We start from the raw sequence: 19,861 nt of genomic DNA, 5'->3' as shown, positions 1-19,861 counted from the left end.
AGCGGTTAACTGCGCAGGGTGTCGATGTAAGCTGCAGCCGTATGAGCGGCAATCGCGCCGTCCGCAACTGCGGTAACTACCTGCCGGAAAGACTTTGCGCGCACATCGCCCGCCGTATAAAGCCCTTCGATAGAGGTACGCATATCCTCATCGGTAACGATATATCCTGTTGCATCCTTTGTTGCGTCAGGGAATAATTCCGTTCTGGGATTCATGCCGACAAAAAAGAAGACTGCATCACAGGCAAGTTCCCGCTCCTCCTGCGTTTTTACGTTCCGCAGTACAACGTCCGTTACCTTATCGGTTCCTTTAATCTCCGTGACGGTCGTATCAAATACCGCGGTTATATGAGGATTGTTCAATGTTCGGGTAACGAGCGCTTTTTGCGCACGGAAGGTGTCACGGCGGTGCACCATCGTAACGGTATCCGTCAGATTGGCAAGAAAGAGCGCTTCATCGCAAGCGGCATCCCCTCCGCCGACTACAACGATATGTTTGTTCCGAAAGAAGGGGCCGTCGCAGGTAGCGCAGTACGAAACACCTTTGCCTTGCAGTTCTTTTTCTCCCTTTACACCGAGGCTGCGATGCTCCGCCCCCGTCGCAAGGATGACGGCAAGCGCCGTGTAGGTTGTCCCGGCGGTTCGCACGGTAAAAGTTTTATCTCCATTTTTTGTAACGGCTTCCGCCTTATCGGACGCAAACTCTGCACCGAAGCCTATCGCTTGTTTACGCATATTTTCAGCAAAGTCGAAGCCGTTAACCGGTTCCGCGTATCCGGGATAATTTTCGAGCGAATCGATTAAAACAGCCTGTCCGCCCGGCGCTTTTTCTTCCAGCACCAATACTTTTAAGTTTGATCGGCACGCATATTGCGCCGCAGCCATACCCGCCGCGCCGGCACCGATAACGATAATGTCATAATTTGTATTCACTGTTATAATGTACGAAAAAAGAAACTCTTGGTCAATTGAACGCGCGCCTTGCAGAAAAGGCGGTAAAATAGTACACTCGAGCCTACATTTGTGACTTGGAGGTTTATTATGCGGTTTGTTCAAATAATGAAAGACAAAGCGAAAGAATATCACAATCGCTTGGTTTTGCCTGAAGCGACGGAATCTCGTACCCTACGTGCGGCTCGTGCGCTGGTTGATATGCAAATTCCCGCGGAATTATTTTTAGTTGGAAAGAAGGCTGAGGTCGAGGGGGCTTGTAAAAAGTTAGGTGTGTTAACCAATGGGTTTACTATTATCGATCCGGAGCATTCCGAATGGACGGAAGATTTTGCTGCAGCGTTATACGAAAAGCGGAAGGCTAAGGGAATGACCCCTGAAGAAGCAAAAAAGGAGATGCACGATCCCTTACGGTTTGCGGCAATGATGCTGGCACAGGATAAAGCCGATGCAATGGTTGCCGGTGCGGAGAATACAACGGCAAATGTACTGCGTGCAGGACTTACCATTGTCGGAGTAAAGAAAGGAGTTAAGACCGCCTCCTCTTGCTTTATCGTGGATACCAAAAGTACCGAATGGGGAACGAACGGGGTATTGATTTTCTCGGATTCCGCAGTTATTCCTAACCCCACCGCCGAACAGTTAGCGGATATCGCAACTGCGGCTGCTGAAAGTTATCGTGCTTTTGTCGGGCATGAGCCTGTTGTTGCGCTTCTTTCATATTCGACGAAGGGTTCAGGCGGCGATAAAGATGAGAGCCTCATTAAAGTACGTGAAGCTGTTAAGTTGTTGGATGAGCGAAAGGTAAATTTCTGCTATGACGGTGAGTTGCAACTTGATGCCGCACTCATACCGGAAGTCACTGATAGAAAAGCGCCCGGTAGCCCTATCCGCGATAAGGTAAATACGTTGATATTCCCCGAGCTTAATTCCGGAAATATCGGATATAAGTTGGTTCAGCGCTTTGCAAAAGCCGATGCTTATGGCCCCTTCATGCAGGGATTCGCAAAACCCTTATCGGATCTATCCCGTGGCTGTTCAACCGAAGATATTATTGTAACGGCAGTGGTAACACTCGTACAGGCTGGTAAAAAATAAATCTGAGCTGCCCGTTCGTGCAGATGGTTTACTCCCCCAACGCTCTGAGTCGGGAAATATCGATTTTAGGAGAAGGATTTCCACATCAGATGGCTACTACATCAATACCGTAGAATAGCATCTGATGTGTTTATACCGCTACCCGGATTAAAATTCATTATCAAAGATAGGTGATTCGAATAAACGATCTAGCTCCCGTTCGGAGTAGCGTTTGGAATTTAGAAAATTTTCTTTTACTAGCTCTCGCGTTTCTTTATCTAAAACAAGCCTCTTTTCATCCCGTAGATAAACTACCAGGTCTTCAAATACCGATAATGGAAGCCACGGGAAGGCAATATCAAAAATATTATACCATGCATAGTATTGCTTCATATTTTCATCAGTTAATAATACCCCCTGATCTTTTAACCGGTCGCGAGTTACGGGGTGAATGGTAAATACCTTTTCATTTAATAAATTGCAATAATCCTCGGCAGAGAAAAAAGCGCCGGTTTTTCTAATCAGTTCGGTCTTTTCAACAGATGGGACATCAGCTAATATAGAGGCTGTTACAAAATTAAGCCCTTCATGGCTAATTTTGCTTAGTTCTTTACCTTCGCTTTCTGCCAAAGTAAGGCTTTCCTTTAACAGTCCTTTTTCTAAAAGCGGCTTTAAAATATCCATGGCTTCCATGGTTTTCAGTATAACCGAAAAAATAATAAAAAACCAGTCTATCTTCTTTTTGTGTACAATTTTTTTAAATGAAATTTTGTACTTTTTTAGGAAAGACGGGCAGTCGAGTTAGAACTGTCACAGAAAGCGATGGTTCTAAGAGAAAAGATATAAGAAGTTTCTGATTCGACCGCCCTGGTATTCAGCGGAGGGCATCAGCTTTTAAAAGCCAGCGATAAAACTCCATGCCGCTAACCGGTTTGTTGGGTTCAAAGTTTTTGCCGTCTGTAAGCGGCACGACGTCTTCTTCTACCGTACCGACTATCGCGTCAAAATAAACCCCGTCCATCATCACATCGGGGATGGGGAGCCGCCGTTTACTGGTATAATAGCGCGTGTATCTCTTCAACCGACTTTCATCATTACCGACAATCAAATGCCATAAAAACAGTGCGGCATCTTTTTTCGACGCAAGATCCTTCAAAACATTACGCTCCGGATGGTACCACCCATCTTTTTGCAGATATTCGGCGAGCAGCGGTGGTTTCCATTCCGCCGTACCGGTTATAAAATCCAGTGCATTCGTAGAATCTTGCGTAAGCGTTGCCATTTCTACTAATGAAAGTTGAGGAGTTTGTAATATCTTTTCAGAAGATTTCCGAATGGAAGCTCCGTCTATTGTATAGAGCTGTAAACTCTGCTCTCGCTGTTTGCCGTAAAGCTGTCGGTACCCTTCGGGTAAAAATGAAAGAGAAGCGTCAAAGGCTGCGAGTGCATTCCGATAATCCTGTGCTGCGAAATAAAGTCCTCCGAGCTCCGCCTTCAGCCGATAATAGGTAGGATTTTGTACGAGTCGCTCTTCCAAATATGCTCTCCGTTTTTCCGGATCGGAAATAAGACGAGCTGAAACCAATTGCACATATTCATCATATTCATTTTGTTGCTTGGCCGCAGCTAACTGCTTACGCGCTTCGTTAGGTTGCCGTTGTAATAAGTATACGTCTGCAGAGAGTGCATGCAACCTCGCCAAATATGACGAATCGGTAGACGGTTCCCGCAGAGTGGCTTCGATATCAGCCTGCGTCCGTTTAAGTTGTTCGGGATTATACTGGATACGCTGCGAAACAATAGTGGCCTCAAGTGTTTCAAGCACCTTTTCACGGGCAGATCCCGCCCCACCTGAATAGCGGATATCCGTTTGTACCGAAGCGCAAGAAATGCTACATAGGGCGCAGAAAAGGGTTATCACAGCCATAATCAGCGGTATGACCGATATCGATTGTATCCAAGGCTGTGTATCAGCTGTATGCTTAACAATCTTGTATCGGAAAAATTGAACGTTATGGTTAATCATAGCTCGGCTCCTATCAATTTATAGCAGATTTTATCCCTGGACGCTGTACCGGGAGAATATTGATTGATCTTTATCTTACAGAGGAAAGTCAAATTATTCAATGATGAACTTTCACACAGGGGGGCAGATTGTATTATTTAAGTATGGAACGATAAAATATTTTTGTGATAAATGAGCATCTCTAAAAGCTGAGATTTTTAGAGATGCTCAAATCATAAATGGTAACGATATAGAACGTATTGCTGTGTTCTACACCGTAGTCACGGTATAAGCGGGATATTAAAGATTAGAGGATTCTTATCCTTTATAGAAGTAATTAGGGATAAGTTCGGCGGGGTTTTTCCTGCGCGACATTAACGCGAAGGCGGCGTCCTTCGAACTCTTTTTCGTTTAATTCTGCAATAGCATTTTGTGCGGCACCTTCGTCGGCCATTTCAACAAATCCGAAACCTTTTGAGCGGTTGCTGAACTTGTCTTTAATTACAACTGCTGAAACGACTTCACCGTAAGTTCCAAATAAGTTGGTCAAACCTTCTTCCGTGGTTGCGTAGTTTAAATTTCCTACATAGATTTTTTGAGCCATACTCAAATCCTTTTACCTTTTGCGGTACTAAATATTGAATCCATACGGAAACAATCTCTATGAGACCTTTATTTGATTATGTAAGCTGAACTTTCGGCTCTATCATTAACAGAAACAACGATCACGTAGATAAACTACTGTAACACAGTTACGATAAACGGTCAACTAACCAAACGCAGGGCAAACGCATCAGGCCGTTTTTTTAACATCTCCGCAGAATAAGAGAGATTATTCGACCAGAGTTGAACCTCTTCGCGGTTCAAATAGTCTCATAACCTCTTTATTCTGCGCTTCCGGCCTACTCTACTTGATACGTTTGCCCGTTTATTGGAAATATTAATATTATGCAAAAAAGCGTTTGAGGTCTTCGTCCACAGAAGTAATTCCCGCAAGGCCAAACTTGCTAACCAAGACTCCCGCTACATTTTTTGATAGGAAGCCCGGGAGCGTCGGACCGAGGTGGATATTTTTTACCCCGAGGGATAAAAGCGCTAAAAGAACAATAACGGCCTTTTGTTCATACCATGCGATATTGAAGATAATCGGTAAATCGTTGATATCGCTCAATCCGAAAATCTCCTTAAGCTTTAAGGCAATGAGCGCGAGTGAGTAGCTGTCGTTACACTGTCCTGCATCCAATACGCGCGGTATACCGTTTATATCGCCGAGATTAAGCTTGTTATAGCGGTACTTGGCACAGCCTGCCGTTAGAATAACCGTATCTTTCGGAAGGGCTTGCGCAAAGTCGGTATAGTATGACCGCGCACCCTGCCGCCCGTCACAGCCGCCCATAACGACAAACTTTTTAATAGCGCCGCTCTTTACCGCTTCGACCACTTTATCCGCAAGAGCAAACACTTGTGCATGAGCAAAACCGCCGATAATTTTTCCTGTTTCTATTTCTTGAGGCGGCGGACACGTTTTCGCTTGTGCAATAATAGCGGAGAAATCCTTGTGTCCGTCTTTATCAGCTTCGATATGTACACAGCCGGGATGTCCTGCCGCATTTGTCGTGTACATTCTTGTTACGTAGGAGGCTTTCGTCGGAATGATACAGTTGGTTGTCATTAGGATGGGGCCGTTAAAACTCGCAAAGTCGGAAGTTTGGCGTGCCCATGAACCGCCGTAGTTTCCTGCCAGATGCTTGTACTTTTTGAGCTTGGGATAATAATGCGCGGGAAGCATTTCGGAATGTGTATAAACGTCTACGCCCTGGCCTTCGGTTTGCTCAAGGAGCATTTCAATATCGCGCAGATCATGACCGGAAACCAATATACCGGGATTCTTCCGTACCCCGATAGAAACCTCCGTCATTTCGGGGTTGCCGTAGGTTCCGCTATTGGCGCCGTCCAGTAAAGCCATTCCCTTTACGCCGAATTCTCCCGTTTTCAGTGTGAGTGCGACCAACTCATCAACGGAAAGCACTTCGTCGATTAATACGGAAAGCGTTTTTTGGATAAACACATCGACTTCTTCATTCTCATGCTTTAGGATATTGGCGTGCTTCATATACGCACAAAGTCCTTTAAGCCCGTAGATAATCAACTCTTTAAGAGCCCGCTTATCTTCATCCTTGGTTTGTAAAATGCCGATTGTCAACGCCTTTGCAAGCCGTGCAGAGGTATCGGCACCGATAAGAGCATCGATTTCGGCGTCCGCTTCAAGTTTTGCTTCTTTTCGCAAAGCTGCAATTGTTTCGAGGGTAAGCGTATTCTTTTTCTCAATCGCATCGGGATCAAAGTTAGCATTGGTAATTGTAACAAAGAGATTAGTAGTTACAAGGTGGTTCACCTCTTTTGTCACCTTCATCCCATGCTCGCGCATAGAGGTGGTAACAATGGAGAGTTTCTTTGTTGCCCAGATAAGGAAATCCTGTAGTCCTGCGACAACGGGATTCTTTCCGCAAACACCGACTTTTATACAGCCGGTATTCTTAAACGTCTCCTGACATTGAAAACAAAACATCGAATCCATACATAACTCCTTGTGTGAAATTCTGAATGACACGGATTAAAGGTAAGCTTCTGTAATTTCGGCTTTTTACAGACCGTCTACAACAATCTCGACTTTAATCCCATACTCTGAAGTCATTGTATCGTAAGGCGTCATGCCGATCGGTAACATTGGTTACGGATGGCCGATATTTTAATTTATAGAAATAAAAAAAAAGGCTTACGCACTTTCGTACGTAAGCCTTTGTGTTATGCACAGAATTGATGTGTGCGGAGATTTTAATCCCCCGACGATGTTCGTCTACGCTCTTCGTCTACACGCTGCGTCGAGGTTGTTGATTAATACATTCCGCCCATACCGCCCATGTCGGGAGCGGGAGCCGCCGGAGCGTGCTTTTCAGGGAGGTTAGTGATAGCACACTCGGTGGTCAGCAGGAGGCTCGCAATGGAAGCTGCGTTTTGCAATGCAGAGCGGGTTACCTTGGCAGGGTCGATAATTCCGACCTTCATCATATCTACCCATTCCATTTTTGCAGCGTCAAAGCCGATACCGCGCTTCTCTTTTGCTTTTTCCGCAACAACAGCACCGTCAATACCGGCATTCTCCGCAATCTGGCGGATCGGTTCTTCAAGCGCGCGCTTTACAATCTTAAAGCCGATTTTTTCATCTTCGGTCAGTTTGGAAAGATCAGCCTTGTTGAGTGCGTCCGCAGCTTGAATGAGTGCAAGACCGCCGCCCGGGACAATACCTTCTTCGATAGCGGCACGGGTCGCATTCAAGGCATCCTCTACGCGGTGCTTCTTTTCCTTCATCTCCACTTCGGTAACGGCGCCGATCTTAATAACCGCAACACCGCCTGCGAGTTTTGCAAGGCGTTCCTTGAGTTTTTCGGTGTCGTATTCGGAAGAAGAATTTTCAATTTGCTTCTTAATCTGGGCAACGCGATCGTTGATGTGCTTTTTCTCACCTGCGCCGTCGATAATGGTGGTGTTCTCTTTATCGATTTTGACGCTCTTGGCCTGACCGAGCTGGCTGAGATCTGCTGTCTCCAGCTTTAAGCCCAATTCTTCGGAGATAACCTGTCCGCCGGTCAAAATAGCGATATCTTCGAGCATTTCCTTGCGGCGGTCGCCGAAACCGGGAGCCTTTACCGCGCAGGTCTTTAAGGCGCCGCGGAGGCTGTTTACAACTAAGGTTGCCAATGCTTCGCCTTCAACATCTTCTGCGATAATCAAAAGCGGGCGGCCGGACTGTGCAACTTTTTCCAACAGAGGCAGCAGGTCTTTCATCGTAGAAACGGTCTTGTCGTGAATTAAGATATACGGATTGTCGTATACCGTTTCCATGCGGTCGCGGTCGGTTACAAAATAGGAAGAAATATAACCGCGGTCAAACTGCATACCTTCAACATATTCGGTAACGGTTTCCATCGTCTGCGCTTCACCAACATCGATAACGCCGTCTTTTCCTACGCGGGCAATGGCATCGGCAAGGATTTTACCGATTTCCTGATCGTTGTTCGCGGAAACGGAAGCAACATGAGCAACTTCTTCGGAACCCTTAATTTCTTTTGCGTTTTTCTGAATGTCGTCTACGGCGATTGCGACAGCCTTATCCATACCGCGCTTTAATTCAAGCGGGGTCATACCGGCGGCAACGGCTTTTAAGCCTTCGCGTACCATAGAATAAGCCAAAACAGTCGCGGTTGTGGTTCCGTCACCGGCAACATCGTTGGTTTTTGTGGCAACTTCTTTTAAGAGCTGCGCTCCCATATTCTCAAACGGATCTTCCAATTCAACTTCACGGGCAACCGAAACACCGTCTTTGGTAACGGTCGGAGCGCCGAAACTCTTATCGAGTAAGACATTGCGACCTTTGGGGCCTAATGTAACTTTTACCGCACTTGAAATTTGTTCAACACCGGAAAGCAGCTTTTTCCGTGCTTCTTCATTAAACAGCAGTTGTTTTGCCATCTTATGAACTCCTTCATCATTATAACTGAAATTATGCTACGTACTGTAGTTTTTAACGATAGAACGCTCACTGTGTCAAAAAACTCGTAAACGTTCAAAAAGATATGATAGTAAAATACAAAAAAAAAGATAAACCGGCAAGTGATTTAAGAAACCAGTTATAAAATAAACGGACAGTTCTAAAAATCTACCCGAGTTTTTAGAGCTGCCCGCTGAATTTTAAGAATGCCTTGTTATATGCAAATTGGCTTTACCTGAGTGCCGCGCCTCGATATGCATGGACTTTTGAATCGATACCATGCGTAATCAGTTCAGGAATCGAATCTCCATCAATGTCGAGTAAATATGGGGTTCCCGTACCGGCGAGCGGAAAGCCGTCCAGCGGAGCCAATCCGGAGGTATATCCGTAAAGAGCGTTTCCTCCTCCCGAAATAAATATCTCATCTTTTCCGTCACCGGTTACATCAAGCAATGTGATACGGTAATCATCCGCAGTACCTGTCTTTAACGGTAACGAGTCCGTTATCGCGCCTTCAGTGTTGAATTTAAACAGATGTCCGTCTTGCGAAACGACAAAGAACGCTCGCAACGATGCAGAATACGCCAAATCCGCCTTACACACGGTATTAAGATCACACGAAGCGGTCTCCGCATAATCCTTCGACAAACTGCGGATAGAAAACCGACCGTCTTCACTTACAAAAGCAGCGGCATAGTTTCCTTTTGTTTCTTCAAAGAATACCGGCGCTGCAGCAAAGATCCCTTCAAGTTCAATGGGATACCCTTCAACGATTTTTCCTTCTTTATTGAACAGGTACAAACTGCTTTCAAACGAGCGCGGAAGCGCTGCAATACCGTCTTTAAATATAACAGGGGCAGCCCGCAGTTTTGCATTCATTGTGTCGGAAGTAGACCAATTATCGGTTGTACCGGCAAGGAGTAGTGCCGAGTCGGAAGAAAGCGGTACCGCTATGCCGCCGTTAAAAGCAACCGGGTTAGGAAGGAGTTTTTCTGCCGTCAATACGGGATAGCCTGCAAAGGGTTCCAAGTTTTCGTTTGTCCGATAGATAGAACCGCGAGCCGAAACCGCCCACAGCGATTGAAGCTTTGAGTGTTTTATTTCGGCGGCAATTCCCGCCTTTCCATCAAGTGAAAGTGTTGATTCGCTGCCATTTAAAAGATTCATACTCTGCACATTTGAGCTGTTTGTCCAAAAGACGTAGGGAATATTGTCCGCAGTCTTTGCACAAATAATATCGGTTTCCGGTCGCTGTGAAAGAGAACGCGGGAAGGAAGGAATTTCTTCCAATTTACGCGCATCGGTTTTTTGCGTATAGAAATCCAAATGGACTTGACGTCCGGCCGCAAAACGAAGCGATAATACGCCTTTACCGTAATTCTTAAAGGCGGTTTTAAGCAGTGTATTTTGTTCCAAGAAGAACGGGATACTCCGATCCAGAGAATAGTATACTAAAAAAGACGTTTCGGCGGAAACGGCCTTTGCAATTTTCTTCCATTCATCGGTTTTTACCAAGAGTTTACTCGTGTCGGTTTCCTTTTTGCACATACCGAGTGCTTCTGCACTATTAGAGAGATATAAATAACCATCTTGTATCATATAAAATGGTTCCGGCAAGTCGATGTGGAAAGCACGCAGCAGTCCCAACAGCCACGAGGGGAATACAATACGCGGGATACGGTTGTCATCAACCACTGCAGCGGTACTGCGATCGATGAATATCGTATTAAACAGATCTTCCAGCAGATGGCGGCACTTTGCCTCATCTTTTAATGAAAGGAAGAAAACAGGTGTTTGAGAATCCCGATGACCGAATACGCCGATTTCACTGCCCACCCATTCAAAAACAAGCTGGTTCAAATCTTTGTTAAAAAAGAACTTACTATTTTTATTCGTTGAATTGAATGTCTTTGTAAGCTCCGGAGGAAAAAAAGCTTTGGTATTTTCGTAGAGGAATTGAGGATCGCCGAGATTGAGTAGTGTTAAATAGGCTGTTCCCTCCGGCAGGCGGGATAGAATAGCCGGTAGTGTCGAGCGACGTTGCAGTATCGTACTTACTTCGCTTTGTTCCGAAATCCAATTGATGATACTATGAAAAGAAACTGTGTTTTCATCAAAGTTGACGTCGAGTGCCGCCGGTTCGGGGAATGCAAGTTCGCGTACCATATTCCCGACGATATCTCGCTTTGCAGCAATACCGGAAAGAAAATACGACGGTTCCGCATATACGCTGACTGCTCCGCGGTTTGGGGCACGCAGCAGTGCAGTCAGTCGTTTACCGCTTGCTTCGGAGTTTTCGGCTAAACAGGAATAGAGCAAGTCTTTCGAGGTTGCGGCGACAATAAGATTTTTATAAAGACAGACGTATAGTGTCTGATCTTTAGTTAGCTCAAAAAGAAAGCCTTTTTGCGTATCGCCGTTTATGTTAAATTCAGTTTTCGAAAGGTTTGGCACTGAGTCAAGCAGTTCCGGTTTTACGGCGGTAATAAGAGGCAGCAGCTGAACCGCAGCGGAACGGACGCCGATATCCGCAATAAGTGCTGCATTATCGCCCTCATAAACAGCGATATTAATAGGAACGTTCAACAGCCGCTTAAACCAGTCGGATTGGAGCGTTGTGTTAGACCGCAATGCACGGAGATTCCCCTGTAAAGCTGCCGTTTCGGGAGAAGAAAGAAGCGAATCGACGGCGCTGAGGTACAGTCCTTTTTGCAGCGTATCGCTTGCAGAGCGAATAGTAACCGCAGCATAATATCCGTCGGCAATATGCCGCGCAGGATTCGTCCGGTTTATCAATGAATATCCGATTAACCCTGCAAGCGGAATGAGAATAATCAAAATAAGGACAAGGAGGAAGATACCGGCTTTTTTGAAAAATCCGCTTTTCTTCCGCTTTTTTTTCGTGGGCGGATGCGGAGGGGCATGTATCGTATCGGTGTCCTGTGCCGCCGTCTGCCGCTCTGCCGTATCAGCGTTTTCAATGGTCTGCGTATCAGGCGGTATTTCGACAGTACCGCTTACCGTAGCGTCCGGACTTGTTTCCATATCGATGTCCGGAGCGGGCGGCATATCGTGTCCTTCTGCTGGGTGAATGTGTTCATTGGTATTTAAATCGCCGGTATCCATAGGAATTCCTTATTCTTTAATTCATTATTGTAGTTTTTGTTTGAGTGCGCTGATTTGCTGGGCAGTCAGCCCAACGGTCTTAGTCAGATAGGTTTCCGCAACGGCTTTTAAATTAGCATCGGTAACAGCTTTGCCGCCGTTCATCTTTACGAACATATCGGTGATAATCTTCGCAATAACCGGATACCGCGCATCGGTTTTCTTGACGTTAAAGTAATTCATGTATGACAGCATATAGTCGTCGGCGACCTGCTGCACTGTGGCGCCCATCAAGGCTTCCAGAACAGCGGCAACCATACCTGCGCGGTCTTTTCCTTCATTGCAATGGACATAGAACGGCCCCTTGTGCTGTCCCATAAAGATCAGTCCATCCTTTAGCTTCGCGATAAATGCAGGGTCGCTAAAGTCAATTCCCATATTAAGAGTGATAACCTGTCCGTTTTTTACCAACCGCTCATAGTAAGGCGCTGCAGCAAGATGGGGCGCCATACTTTCGGCACTGTCTGCAAGATTGATAACGGTTACGATTTTTGCCTCTTCGACGAGCTTAGCGGCATACGGAGCGCGGGCATCGCCGAGTACCGGATTGCATCCTCTGTACAGCCGATTGGCTGCAATGGAACCCGCTTGAACGGCACGGAAGTTTGCGAATATTGCGTCGGAAGCATAATCTTCACGTTTCTCGGATTTAACCAAGTGGCGCATCTCATATTCCTGTAAATATGCACCTTTTTGGGAAAGTGCCAGCGTTACCGGAGTTCCCTCGACTGCGCCGGTTTTGCCGCTGCAGTTATCGTAGCTCATTGCGATAGCAGTGAATCCATGTGAAATCCTAATCAGGTAATCTCCTCTGTTAACGTCGCTGTAAGTTGCAACAAAGGGAGCCGTTACGGTCTTGTCACCAAGTTTTGCAAGCAATACATCGCCGAGCTCGTAGCCTTTTTCTTTTAATGCAGCTTCGGTAATGTCCGTTGTAAGATTGCCGTACTTGTCAACCGACGAAACGGTTCCTTGCAGCGGCTCATAGACCGGTTCTTGCGCACGTGCGCCGCCCGTAGTAGCGCATGACATCAGCACGGAAAGGCTGAACAATAATGCAATTGATAGATGCATAAAACGTTTGTGAATCATAAAACCTCCCAACATTAAAGCCTCGTGCAGAAAACTACAGAAGCTTCGTTTCTTTAATATATTTGATAGTAGTATATATGCTAATAGGGTGATAAACAAGGACTTTTGAAAATATGCGATGCCTTTGCCTTGTCGCTACGCTGGAATAAATGATCAACGTATCTTTTCTGCCGCGGATGGCGGTTGTCCCACGAACGCTCTGCGTCGGGGTTGTTGATTTCACTAAATTAAAAAAAATTTGTACAAAGACTAAAGTTTTCAGCTTATACCGCCGATAAAAGATATGGAGATATTCTATTCGGAATCCCTAAAAACCGGGTAAGGTTTTTAGAGATTCTCTATTTTTCCTGAAAAGCACGGATGCTTTTCAACACCACATTTCATGGAGGAAATGCTATGGTTATCAACCACAACATGAGTGCAATGTTTGCACAGCGTACATTGGGTGTTACCGATGTACGTATCGGTAAGGACATCGAAAAGCTGTCCAGCGGTATGCGCATCAATCGCGCAGGCGATGATGCTTCCGGACTTGCGGTTTCCGAAAAAATGCGCGCTCAAATCCGAGGTTTAAACCAAGCTTCGGCAAACGCATCGAACGGAATCAGCTTTATTCAAGTTGCCGAAGCGTATCTACAGGAAACGACCGACATTATGCAGCGTATCCGCGAACTCGCGGTACAGGCATCAAACGGTATCTATTCTGCGGAAGACCGTATGCAAATTCAGGTCGAAGTTTCTCAGCTTGTTGCCGAAGTCGATCGCATTGCGAGTTCCGCTCAATTTAACGGCATGAATATGCTGACCGGACGCTTTGCGCGTGAGGGCGGAGAAAATGCCGTAACAGGCTCGATGTGGTTCCATATCGGGGCTAACATGGATCAGCGTATCCGCGTGTACATCGGTACCATGACTGCGCATGCCCTTGGCGTACGCGATTTGAGCGATAACCGTACGATGACTATCGAAACTGCGGAGGATGCGAACCACAGCATCGGTACAATCGATGAGGCGTTAAAGAAAATCAACAAGCAGCGGGCAGACCTCGGCGCATACCAGAACAGACTGGAAATGGCCGTTGTCGGAATAGACATTGCTGCAGAGAATTTGCAAGCATCCGAATCACGCATCCGCGATGCCGATATGGCAAAGCAGATGGTCGAGTATACGAGAAATCAAATACTCAACCAGTCCGGTACGGCAATGTTGGCGCAGGCGAATTCCAATACCCAGCTTGTACTCTCATTATTGCGTTAATTTTGGCTGTAACTCTCTTGTCTTTTTTTCGACAAGGGAGTATACTAGCTAACGTAATAACGAGAACCGGCGGGATACTTCCGGTGTCCCGTTAACATGATCTTTGAAAAACACCCTTAAGAAGCCCTGTATAGCAGTATTATTGGTCTTCGGTTGGTACATCGAAAGCCAATAATACTGTGTAAAAAACAGAGAGGAAAGGCGCAACCAATTTCCGTGACGTTTTTATACAGTGACCATTCCCGGCATGGATGCCGGATGTAGACTTCAAGGAGGGTTATATGATTATTAACCACAACATGAGCGCTATGTATTCACAGCGCAACACAGGCATCGTCGAAACCAGAATCGTAAAAGACATAGAAAAGCTTTCCAGCGGTATGCGCATTAACCGCGCAGGTGATGATGCTTCCGGTCTTGCAGTTTCCGAAAAAATGAGAAGCCAGATCCGCGGTTTAAATCAAGCAGGCCAGAACATACAGAACGGTGTTTCCTTTATCCAAGCAACAGAAGGGTATTTAGCTGAAACCACCGATATCATGCAGCGCTTACGCGAGTTAGCAGTTCAGGCTGCTAACGGTATTTACTCCGCAGAAGACCGCATGCAAATTCAGGTTGAAGTTTCTCAACTTGTGGATGAAGTAGACCGCATTGCAAGCCATGCTCAGTTTAATGGTATGAACCTGCTTACCGGACGCTTTGCAAGAGAGGCTGCTGACAATCAGTTGCAGTTGCATGTCGGTGCAAACATGGATCAGTCTGAAAAGCTCTTTGTTGGTACGATGACAGCTTTGGCTCTCGGTCTTACCGGCGGTATGCAGGGCGGCGAAGGCGATATGATCACCATCTCCTCTGTAGAAGGTGCTAATATGGCAATCGGTACTATCGACAATGCATTGAAGCAGATTAACAAGCAGAGAGCAGACCTCGGTGCATACCAGAACCGTTTTGAACTTGCATACAATGGTGTTGCAATTGCTGCTGAAAACCTGCAGGCTGCTGAATCACGTATCCGCGATGCTGATATGGCAAAGCAGATCGTTGAGTACACCAAGAATCAGATCTTGATGCAGTCAGGTACGGCAATGCTTGCACAGGCGAACACACAACCCCAATCGGTTATCCGCCTCCTTCAATAGCGCTCAGGAGAATTGGGAGAGAATACGCAAACCTAAATCAACAGTGAAGGTTTGAGTAAAAGAGATTTCTGGATGTTATCTCTTTTTCCCATGATTTAAAAGGAAGAAGAAGCCGCGCCCTTCTTCTTCCTTTTTTTTATCTAAAAATCTTCAAACGGTTGGAATCCGTAAATTTATTTTGCAGATCACGTAACTAATTTGACTTCGTAAAGATTATAGCTATTACAGCCGAAAATGTAATGGAAAAGGTTTATCCGGCTTAACGGTAAAGGGGTTGAAGTGTCCGATATGAATATTCCCGGCATAGGAGCCGGTAAATATGATAATCTCATTGAAACGCTGATGAAAAAAGAGCGTGCCCCGCGCGATTCAGCTGCTGAAGATTTAAAAAAATACGAACAGCAAAATGCTATTTGGCGAAAGATAAACCAGTTTTCTACCGAAATTCGTGAAAAAACGCGGGAGCTCTATTCATTTAATAATCCTTTTATAGAAAAGACTGTTACTTCTTCTAATGAACGGGCAATAACGGCAACCGCATCGCGAGATGCCCGCGAACAAACTTTTAAAATATCCATCAATCAAATTGCACAAGCGGATTCTTTTTTATCACAAGAGGTATCGAAAGACTTTCAAGTTCCAAAAGGTGTATACACCTTTACCGTCGGTGAAAAAAAATTTTCACTAAATTGGCAAGGTGGAAAATACCGGAGTTTTATCGATGCTGTTAATAAAAAAGGGAAAGATATTATCAGGATTTCGGAAATAAAGACTTCGCCCAGTGCCATTTCGCTACTTTTTGAATCACAGCTGACAGGGGAAGCTAATAAACTGGAATTTTCCGATGACGCACTATCCTTTGCGCTTGAAACCGGGCTGATAAAAAAAAATGACCGTCCTGCCGTTGACGCCGAAAAAACGGAGGCGGTAATCCCCACCCAAACAACGGAACGTATTGCGTTTTCAAACCCGGTACGCAGTTCGCAACACTATGTGTTGGAATACACTGTATCTTTGCAAAGCGACGCTGAGGCGGCCGCCCGCTTTCCGCATCCAGCCACTCTCTCAAGCGAAGAAGCTATTTACGGGCAAGTTGGTTCCGTGTCGTATAAGGGGGTAACTGTAACCAATGCGCCGAGTGATTCAGGTATTGCGTCTGAAACGCTCGGACTTAATACAAAACCTACTGCACCTGTGGAAGACTACGGTGTGCTGTCTTTAGTTTCACCGCGTGGAACGCTTATTCCGTTACCTGCATTGGCTGATACGACCGAACTTCAAACCTTCAGTATCCCACTGAGCGAATACGGCGATATTACCGGCATCGCCGTGCACAATAACAACACCGATAAGACCGTATCGATAGCTCAGATCAAAGTATATGACCCTAAAGCGACCGGTGAATACATACCGGTTAATCCTGTTTCACAGGCGCAAGAAGCAGTGCTTACGTTTGAAGGTATTCCTGTAAAACGGAGTACAAATAAGATTGACGATCTTATTCCGGGCGTAACATTAAAGCTTGAGGATAAAACGGATAAAAAAGAAAGTATCAGTATTAAACCCGACACGGAAGCAGCAAAGAACGCCATCATTGAATTTGTTGCAAAGTACAATCGGCTTTTGGCGGAAATCAATATCGTAACGAGTAATCAGCAGAACGTTATCGACGAGATCGAATATTTTACTGATGACGAACGCAAAACGGCGAAAGAAAACCTTGGTGCTCTTTTCGGAGATACGACGCTGTCTTCTTTAAAGAATAATCTACGCCAGATTGTTGCAAATGTCTATCGAAAGAACGCCGATACCCCGATAAGGACGTTATCTCAGATCGGCATATCGACAAAGTCTGACGCAAGCTCAGGCCTGAACGAAGCGCGGCTTCGCGGATATTTGGAAATCGATGAAAAGAAACTTGATGAAGCCTTAAAAGATTCGATGGAAGATGTCCGTTACCTTTTCGGATATGATACCGATAATGATGTGCTAATTGATGATGGTGTTGCGTTTCAGGTGTTTAAACAGATAGATCCATACGTTCAGCGGGGTGGAATTTTTTCTACCCGGACAAATGGACTGGCAGCTCAAATTAAAACGAGTAAGGATAAAATTGCACGGTACGACAAGGCGCTTGAAAAAAAAGAGCTGGAGTTACGGCAAAAATATGGGAATATGGATGGGGCTTTACGGAACTTGCAAAAACAGTCGGATATGATCAATAATTTCAGTAGACAAAATAAAGGCAGTTCTGACAACTAGGATACAGTGAATTATTCATATGGTTGCCGGGAAGATGATATTCGAGGAGTATGGCTATAAATGATAATAAAAATTAATGGCGAAGAACTTTCATACACACTGGAGAACGAAAAGACCGTTGGCGAGGTATTAGGCAGTATTGAGGAGGCCTGTTGTCGTGAACATGAGACAATCGTACAAGTAGCGGTTGATGGGAAAGAGTTGAGTTCCCATGAGCTTGATTTGCTATTTAAACAGCCCGTCGATGCAGATATCACTATTGAACTTTCAACATTCTCCGAGTGGAAATTCGTAATTACATGAAAGGCTTGACGCAAGAGTTGTCAAAATGTGCAGATGACTTTGAGCAGATTCCTGTATATATGCAAACAGGGAAAGATATGCAGGCACTTAAATTGCTTGGAGTGTTTTCAGAAAAATTGAATGAACTGTACCGGTCATTACTTTTATCTGATGTAACGGAACTCCCTTTCGATATACAAATTGAAGGGAAATCAGTCCATGAGTATCAGAAAGAAATAACAGCGCTATTGCGCGATATCGTATCGAGTATTGAAGAAAAAGATATTATTCAAGTTGGTGATTTAGCAGAATATGAATTGGCTCCTCTTGTCAAAACTTTGATAAATGGGGTATCATTAACCCTAAATTAGATGGAGAGGAAAGTAGTGCTTGTAGAAGATATTATCGATATTGAAAAAAAGAATTCTCTCATCTATTATCGGGAAGAATTTGAGGCTACCGCTGTTTACAATATTCTGGAAAGAGAACAAAAAGGGAAAATAGACTTTTTAATTGAAGTTAATCCTATCGGTCAAAAACAACTCTTCGTACAGCTTATCGATAAACCGGATTACCCTGTGTTGCCTATTCGTCTTGCATTAAAGAAAAATACAGCATTTGATTGATTCTGCCGCTCTGCCGCTTTAGAAAGATAAGAAACGCTGAAAGTGCAACATATTTCTAAGATCTACTGTTGGAAGCGGTATTGCTGTCGGACGATGAATGTGAGTAATATCGGGGTATTTCTAAAAGACTTTTTTTAGTAAAGCCTTGTTAGGTTTGGAGCAGACCATGGATGAATATTATATCGAAGGCGGTTTTCCCGTAAAGGGTACCGTTAAAGCAAGCGGAAATAAAAATGCCGCGCTCCCCTGTATCGCTGCCGCCGTTCTTACTGATCAGCCTGTTACGTTAAAGAATATCCCCGAAATTGAGGATGTTTCCGTGATGTTCGAAATCTTTAAATCGTTCGGTGGGACAATTGTTAAACTTACTCAAAATGAATATACGCTGCAATTAAAAACCGTAACCGATTATGAAGTCCCGGTGCCTCTGGCTCAAAAAATACGAGCTTCCATTTTGTTTGCCGGCCCGCTGCTGGCTCGCTATGGAAAAGTTATGATGACTCCGCCCGGCGGCGACGTTATCGGGCGGCGGCGGTTGGATACACACTTTTTAGCGCTAACTGAACTAGGCGCGCAGGTAAAAATAAATGGGCACTTTTTATTTACGGCAAATAAGCTTATCGGGCAGGATATCTTTTTGGATGAAGCATCCGTAACCGCGACCGAAAACGCGGTGATGGCTGCAGTAACCGCCGAGGGCGAAACCGTTATCACCAACGCGGCAAGCGAGCCGCATATTCAAGACCTCTGCAAGCTGTTGAACGCGATGGGGGCAAAGATTAGCGGTATCGGCTCAAATATTCTGACCATATGGTGTGCGGCAGCTGCACGGCGCTGAATATCGCATTGGTGCCGATTACATGGAAGTTGGCTCGTTTATCGGGCTTGCGGCGGTAACACACGGCTCGCTTACCATCACCGATATCAACCCGCCTGATATGCGGCCGATAAAGCTTGCATTTAACAAGCTGGGTATCCGTTGGGAAATCGACGGAACAAGTCTTACCGTTCCTGCACAACAGAGCTTAAAAGTAAACTGTGACCTCGGCGGCATGATTCCAAAAATCGATGACGCACCGTGGCCGGGGTTTCCTGCAGATCTTACCAGCATAATGGCTGTTATCGCTACGCAGGTGGATGGCACGGTGCTTATCCACGAAAAGATGTTTGAATCTCGTATGTTTTTCGTCGACAAACTTATCGGCATGGGTGCCCGCATTACGCTTTGCGACCCGCACCGTGCTGTTGTTACCGGCCCAAGCACTTTGCACGGTTCGGAGCTGGTTTCTCCCGATGTGCGTGCGGGAATGGCACTCGTCATTGCTGCCTGTTGTGCCCGCGGCGAAAGCCTCATCCGGAATGTGTACCAAATCGAACGCGGCTATGAACACCTCGTTGACCGGTTCAGGGCGCTCGGCGTACACATCGAGCGAAAGCCGGTCTGCGTATAACAATTG

General features: G+C 45.5%; 15 protein-coding genes and 1 pseudogene. 8 read left to right on the top strand and 8 right to left on the bottom strand.

Annotated features, from left to right (window positions below):
* Nucleotides 1–5: 5 nt before the first annotated feature.
* On the bottom strand, nucleotides 6–932 hold the full coding sequence (trxB, locus tag ABH09_RS12245) for a thioredoxin-disulfide reductase (protein ID WP_253714618.1): 927 nt from the start codon (nucleotides 930–932) through the stop codon (nucleotides 6–8).
* A 108-nt stretch (nucleotides 933–1,040) separates the two neighbouring features.
* Here trxB and pta point away from each other — a divergent pair, with 108 nt between their 5' ends.
* Nucleotides 1,041–2,048 (top strand): phosphate acetyltransferase, encoded by a 1,008-nt coding sequence (gene pta, locus ABH09_RS12240; protein WP_253714617.1) that lies wholly within the window; start codon nucleotides 1,041–1,043, stop codon nucleotides 2,046–2,048.
* 147 nt (nucleotides 2,049–2,195) lie between these two features.
* Here the strand turns inward: pta and ABH09_RS12235 are convergent, their stop codons facing one another.
* The 7 genes from ABH09_RS12235 to ABH09_RS12205 form a co-directional block, all read right to left on the bottom strand.
* Nucleotides 2,196–2,720: a hypothetical protein gene (locus ABH09_RS12235; protein ID WP_162664597.1), complete on the bottom strand. Its 525-nt coding sequence runs from the start codon at nucleotides 2,718–2,720 to the stop codon at nucleotides 2,196–2,198.
* 181 nt (nucleotides 2,721–2,901) lie between these two features.
* Nucleotides 2,902–4,053, bottom strand: coding sequence for a tetratricopeptide repeat protein (locus ABH09_RS12230; RefSeq protein ID WP_253714616.1), 1,152 nt, complete (start codon nucleotides 4,051–4,053; stop codon nucleotides 2,902–2,904).
* Nucleotides 4,054–4,369: 316 nt separating this feature from the next.
* Nucleotides 4,370–4,636, bottom strand: coding sequence for an RNA-binding regulator (locus ABH09_RS12225; protein WP_162664595.1), 267 nt, complete (start codon nucleotides 4,634–4,636; stop codon nucleotides 4,370–4,372).
* Between the two features lie 342 nt (nucleotides 4,637–4,978).
* A complete protein-coding gene (gene hcp / locus ABH09_RS12220) occupies nucleotides 4,979–6,610 on the bottom strand; it encodes a hydroxylamine reductase (RefSeq protein WP_253714615.1) in 1,632 nt (543 codons plus the stop codon).
* A gap of 317 nt (nucleotides 6,611–6,927) precedes the next feature.
* Entirely contained in the window at nucleotides 6,928–8,562 is a 1,635-nt protein-coding gene (gene groL, locus ABH09_RS12215) for a chaperonin GroEL (RefSeq protein ID WP_253714614.1), read from the bottom strand.
* A gap of 250 nt (nucleotides 8,563–8,812) precedes the next feature.
* On the bottom strand, nucleotides 8,813–11,707 hold the full coding sequence (locus ABH09_RS12210; RefSeq protein WP_253714613.1) for a VCBS repeat-containing protein: 2,895 nt from the start codon (nucleotides 11,705–11,707) through the stop codon (nucleotides 8,813–8,815).
* Nucleotides 11,708–11,731: 24 nt separating this feature from the next.
* Complete coding sequence (locus tag ABH09_RS12205; protein WP_253714612.1) at nucleotides 11,732–12,838, bottom strand: tyrosine-protein phosphatase; 1,107 nt, start codon at nucleotides 12,836–12,838, stop codon at nucleotides 11,732–11,734.
* A 396-nt stretch (nucleotides 12,839–13,234) separates the two neighbouring features.
* Between ABH09_RS12205 and ABH09_RS12200 the strand changes: the two genes are divergently transcribed.
* The 7 genes and pseudogenes from ABH09_RS12200 (at nucleotide 13,235) to murA (ending at nucleotide 19,855) form a co-directional block, all read left to right on the top strand.
* Nucleotides 13,235–14,095 carry a flagellin N-terminal helical domain-containing protein gene (locus tag ABH09_RS12200; protein ID WP_162664542.1) on the top strand — a complete coding sequence of 287 codons (861 nt, stop codon included), beginning with the start codon at nucleotides 13,235–13,237 and terminating at the stop codon, nucleotides 14,093–14,095.
* Nucleotides 14,096–14,376: 281 nt separating this feature from the next.
* A complete protein-coding gene (locus tag ABH09_RS12195) occupies nucleotides 14,377–15,234 on the top strand; it encodes a flagellin N-terminal helical domain-containing protein (protein ID WP_162664541.1) in 858 nt (285 codons plus the stop codon).
* A 288-nt stretch (nucleotides 15,235–15,522) separates the two neighbouring features.
* Complete coding sequence (gene fliD, locus ABH09_RS12190) at nucleotides 15,523–17,496, top strand: flagellar filament capping protein FliD (RefSeq protein ID WP_253714611.1); 1,974 nt, start codon at nucleotides 15,523–15,525, stop codon at nucleotides 17,494–17,496.
* 60 nt (nucleotides 17,497–17,556) lie between these two features.
* Complete coding sequence (locus ABH09_RS12185) at nucleotides 17,557–17,799, top strand: hypothetical protein (protein ID WP_253714610.1); 243 nt, start codon at nucleotides 17,557–17,559, stop codon at nucleotides 17,797–17,799.
* Entirely contained in the window at nucleotides 17,796–18,149 is a 354-nt protein-coding gene (locus tag ABH09_RS12180) for a hypothetical protein (protein ID WP_253714609.1), read from the top strand. Before ABH09_RS12185 ends, ABH09_RS12180 begins: the two co-directional genes overlap by 4 nt.
* Nucleotides 18,150–18,164: 15 nt before the next feature.
* A complete protein-coding gene (locus tag ABH09_RS12175) occupies nucleotides 18,165–18,404 on the top strand; it encodes a hypothetical protein (RefSeq protein ID WP_253714608.1) in 240 nt (79 codons plus the stop codon).
* Between the two features lie 166 nt (nucleotides 18,405–18,570).
* Nucleotides 18,571–19,855 (top strand): annotated as a pseudogene (gene murA, locus ABH09_RS12170) (UDP-N-acetylglucosamine 1-carboxyvinyltransferase).
* The last annotated feature ends 6 nt before the right edge of the window (nucleotides 19,856–19,861 follow it).

Source organism: Treponema sp. OMZ 803, from assembly GCF_024181165.1.
In the GTDB taxonomy this organism is placed as follows: Bacteria; Spirochaetota; Spirochaetia; order Treponematales; family Treponemataceae; genus Treponema.
The sequence above is the reverse complement of the archived record's forward strand: the minus strand, read 5'-3'. Positions and strand labels throughout refer to the sequence as shown.

Coding starts and splice junctions, on each gene's coding strand:
- ABH09_RS12180 (WP_253714609.1), top strand. CDS start 17,796: ATGAAAGGCTTGACGCAAGAGTTGTCAAAATGTGCAGATGACTTTGAG.
- ABH09_RS12230 (WP_253714616.1), bottom strand. CDS start 4,053: ATGATTAACCATAACGTTCAATTTTTCCGATACAAGATTGTTAAGCAT.
- ABH09_RS12205 (WP_253714612.1), bottom strand. CDS start 12,838: ATGATTCACAAACGTTTTATGCATCTATCAATTGCATTATTGTTCAGC.
- ABH09_RS12195 (WP_162664541.1), top strand. CDS start 14,377: ATGATTATTAACCACAACATGAGCGCTATGTATTCACAGCGCAACACA.
- ABH09_RS12210 (WP_253714613.1), bottom strand. CDS start 11,707: ATGGATACCGGCGATTTAAATACCAATGAACACATTCACCCAGCAGAA.
- ABH09_RS12235 (WP_162664597.1), bottom strand. CDS start 2,720: ATGGAAGCCATGGATATTTTAAAGCCGCTTTTAGAAAAAGGACTGTTA.
- ABH09_RS12225 (WP_162664595.1), bottom strand. CDS start 4,636: ATGGCTCAAAAAATCTATGTAGGAAATTTAAACTACGCAACCACGGAA.
- hcp (WP_253714615.1), bottom strand. CDS start 6,610: ATGGATTCGATGTTTTGTTTTCAATGTCAGGAGACGTTTAAGAATACC.
- groL (WP_253714614.1), bottom strand. CDS start 8,562: ATGGCAAAACAACTGCTGTTTAATGAAGAAGCACGGAAAAAGCTGCTT.
- pta (WP_253714617.1), top strand. CDS start 1,041: ATGCGGTTTGTTCAAATAATGAAAGACAAAGCGAAAGAATATCACAAT.
- ABH09_RS12185 (WP_253714610.1), top strand. CDS start 17,557: ATGATAATAAAAATTAATGGCGAAGAACTTTCATACACACTGGAGAAC.
- fliD (WP_253714611.1), top strand. CDS start 15,523: ATGAATATTCCCGGCATAGGAGCCGGTAAATATGATAATCTCATTGAA.
- ABH09_RS12200 (WP_162664542.1), top strand. CDS start 13,235: ATGGTTATCAACCACAACATGAGTGCAATGTTTGCACAGCGTACATTG.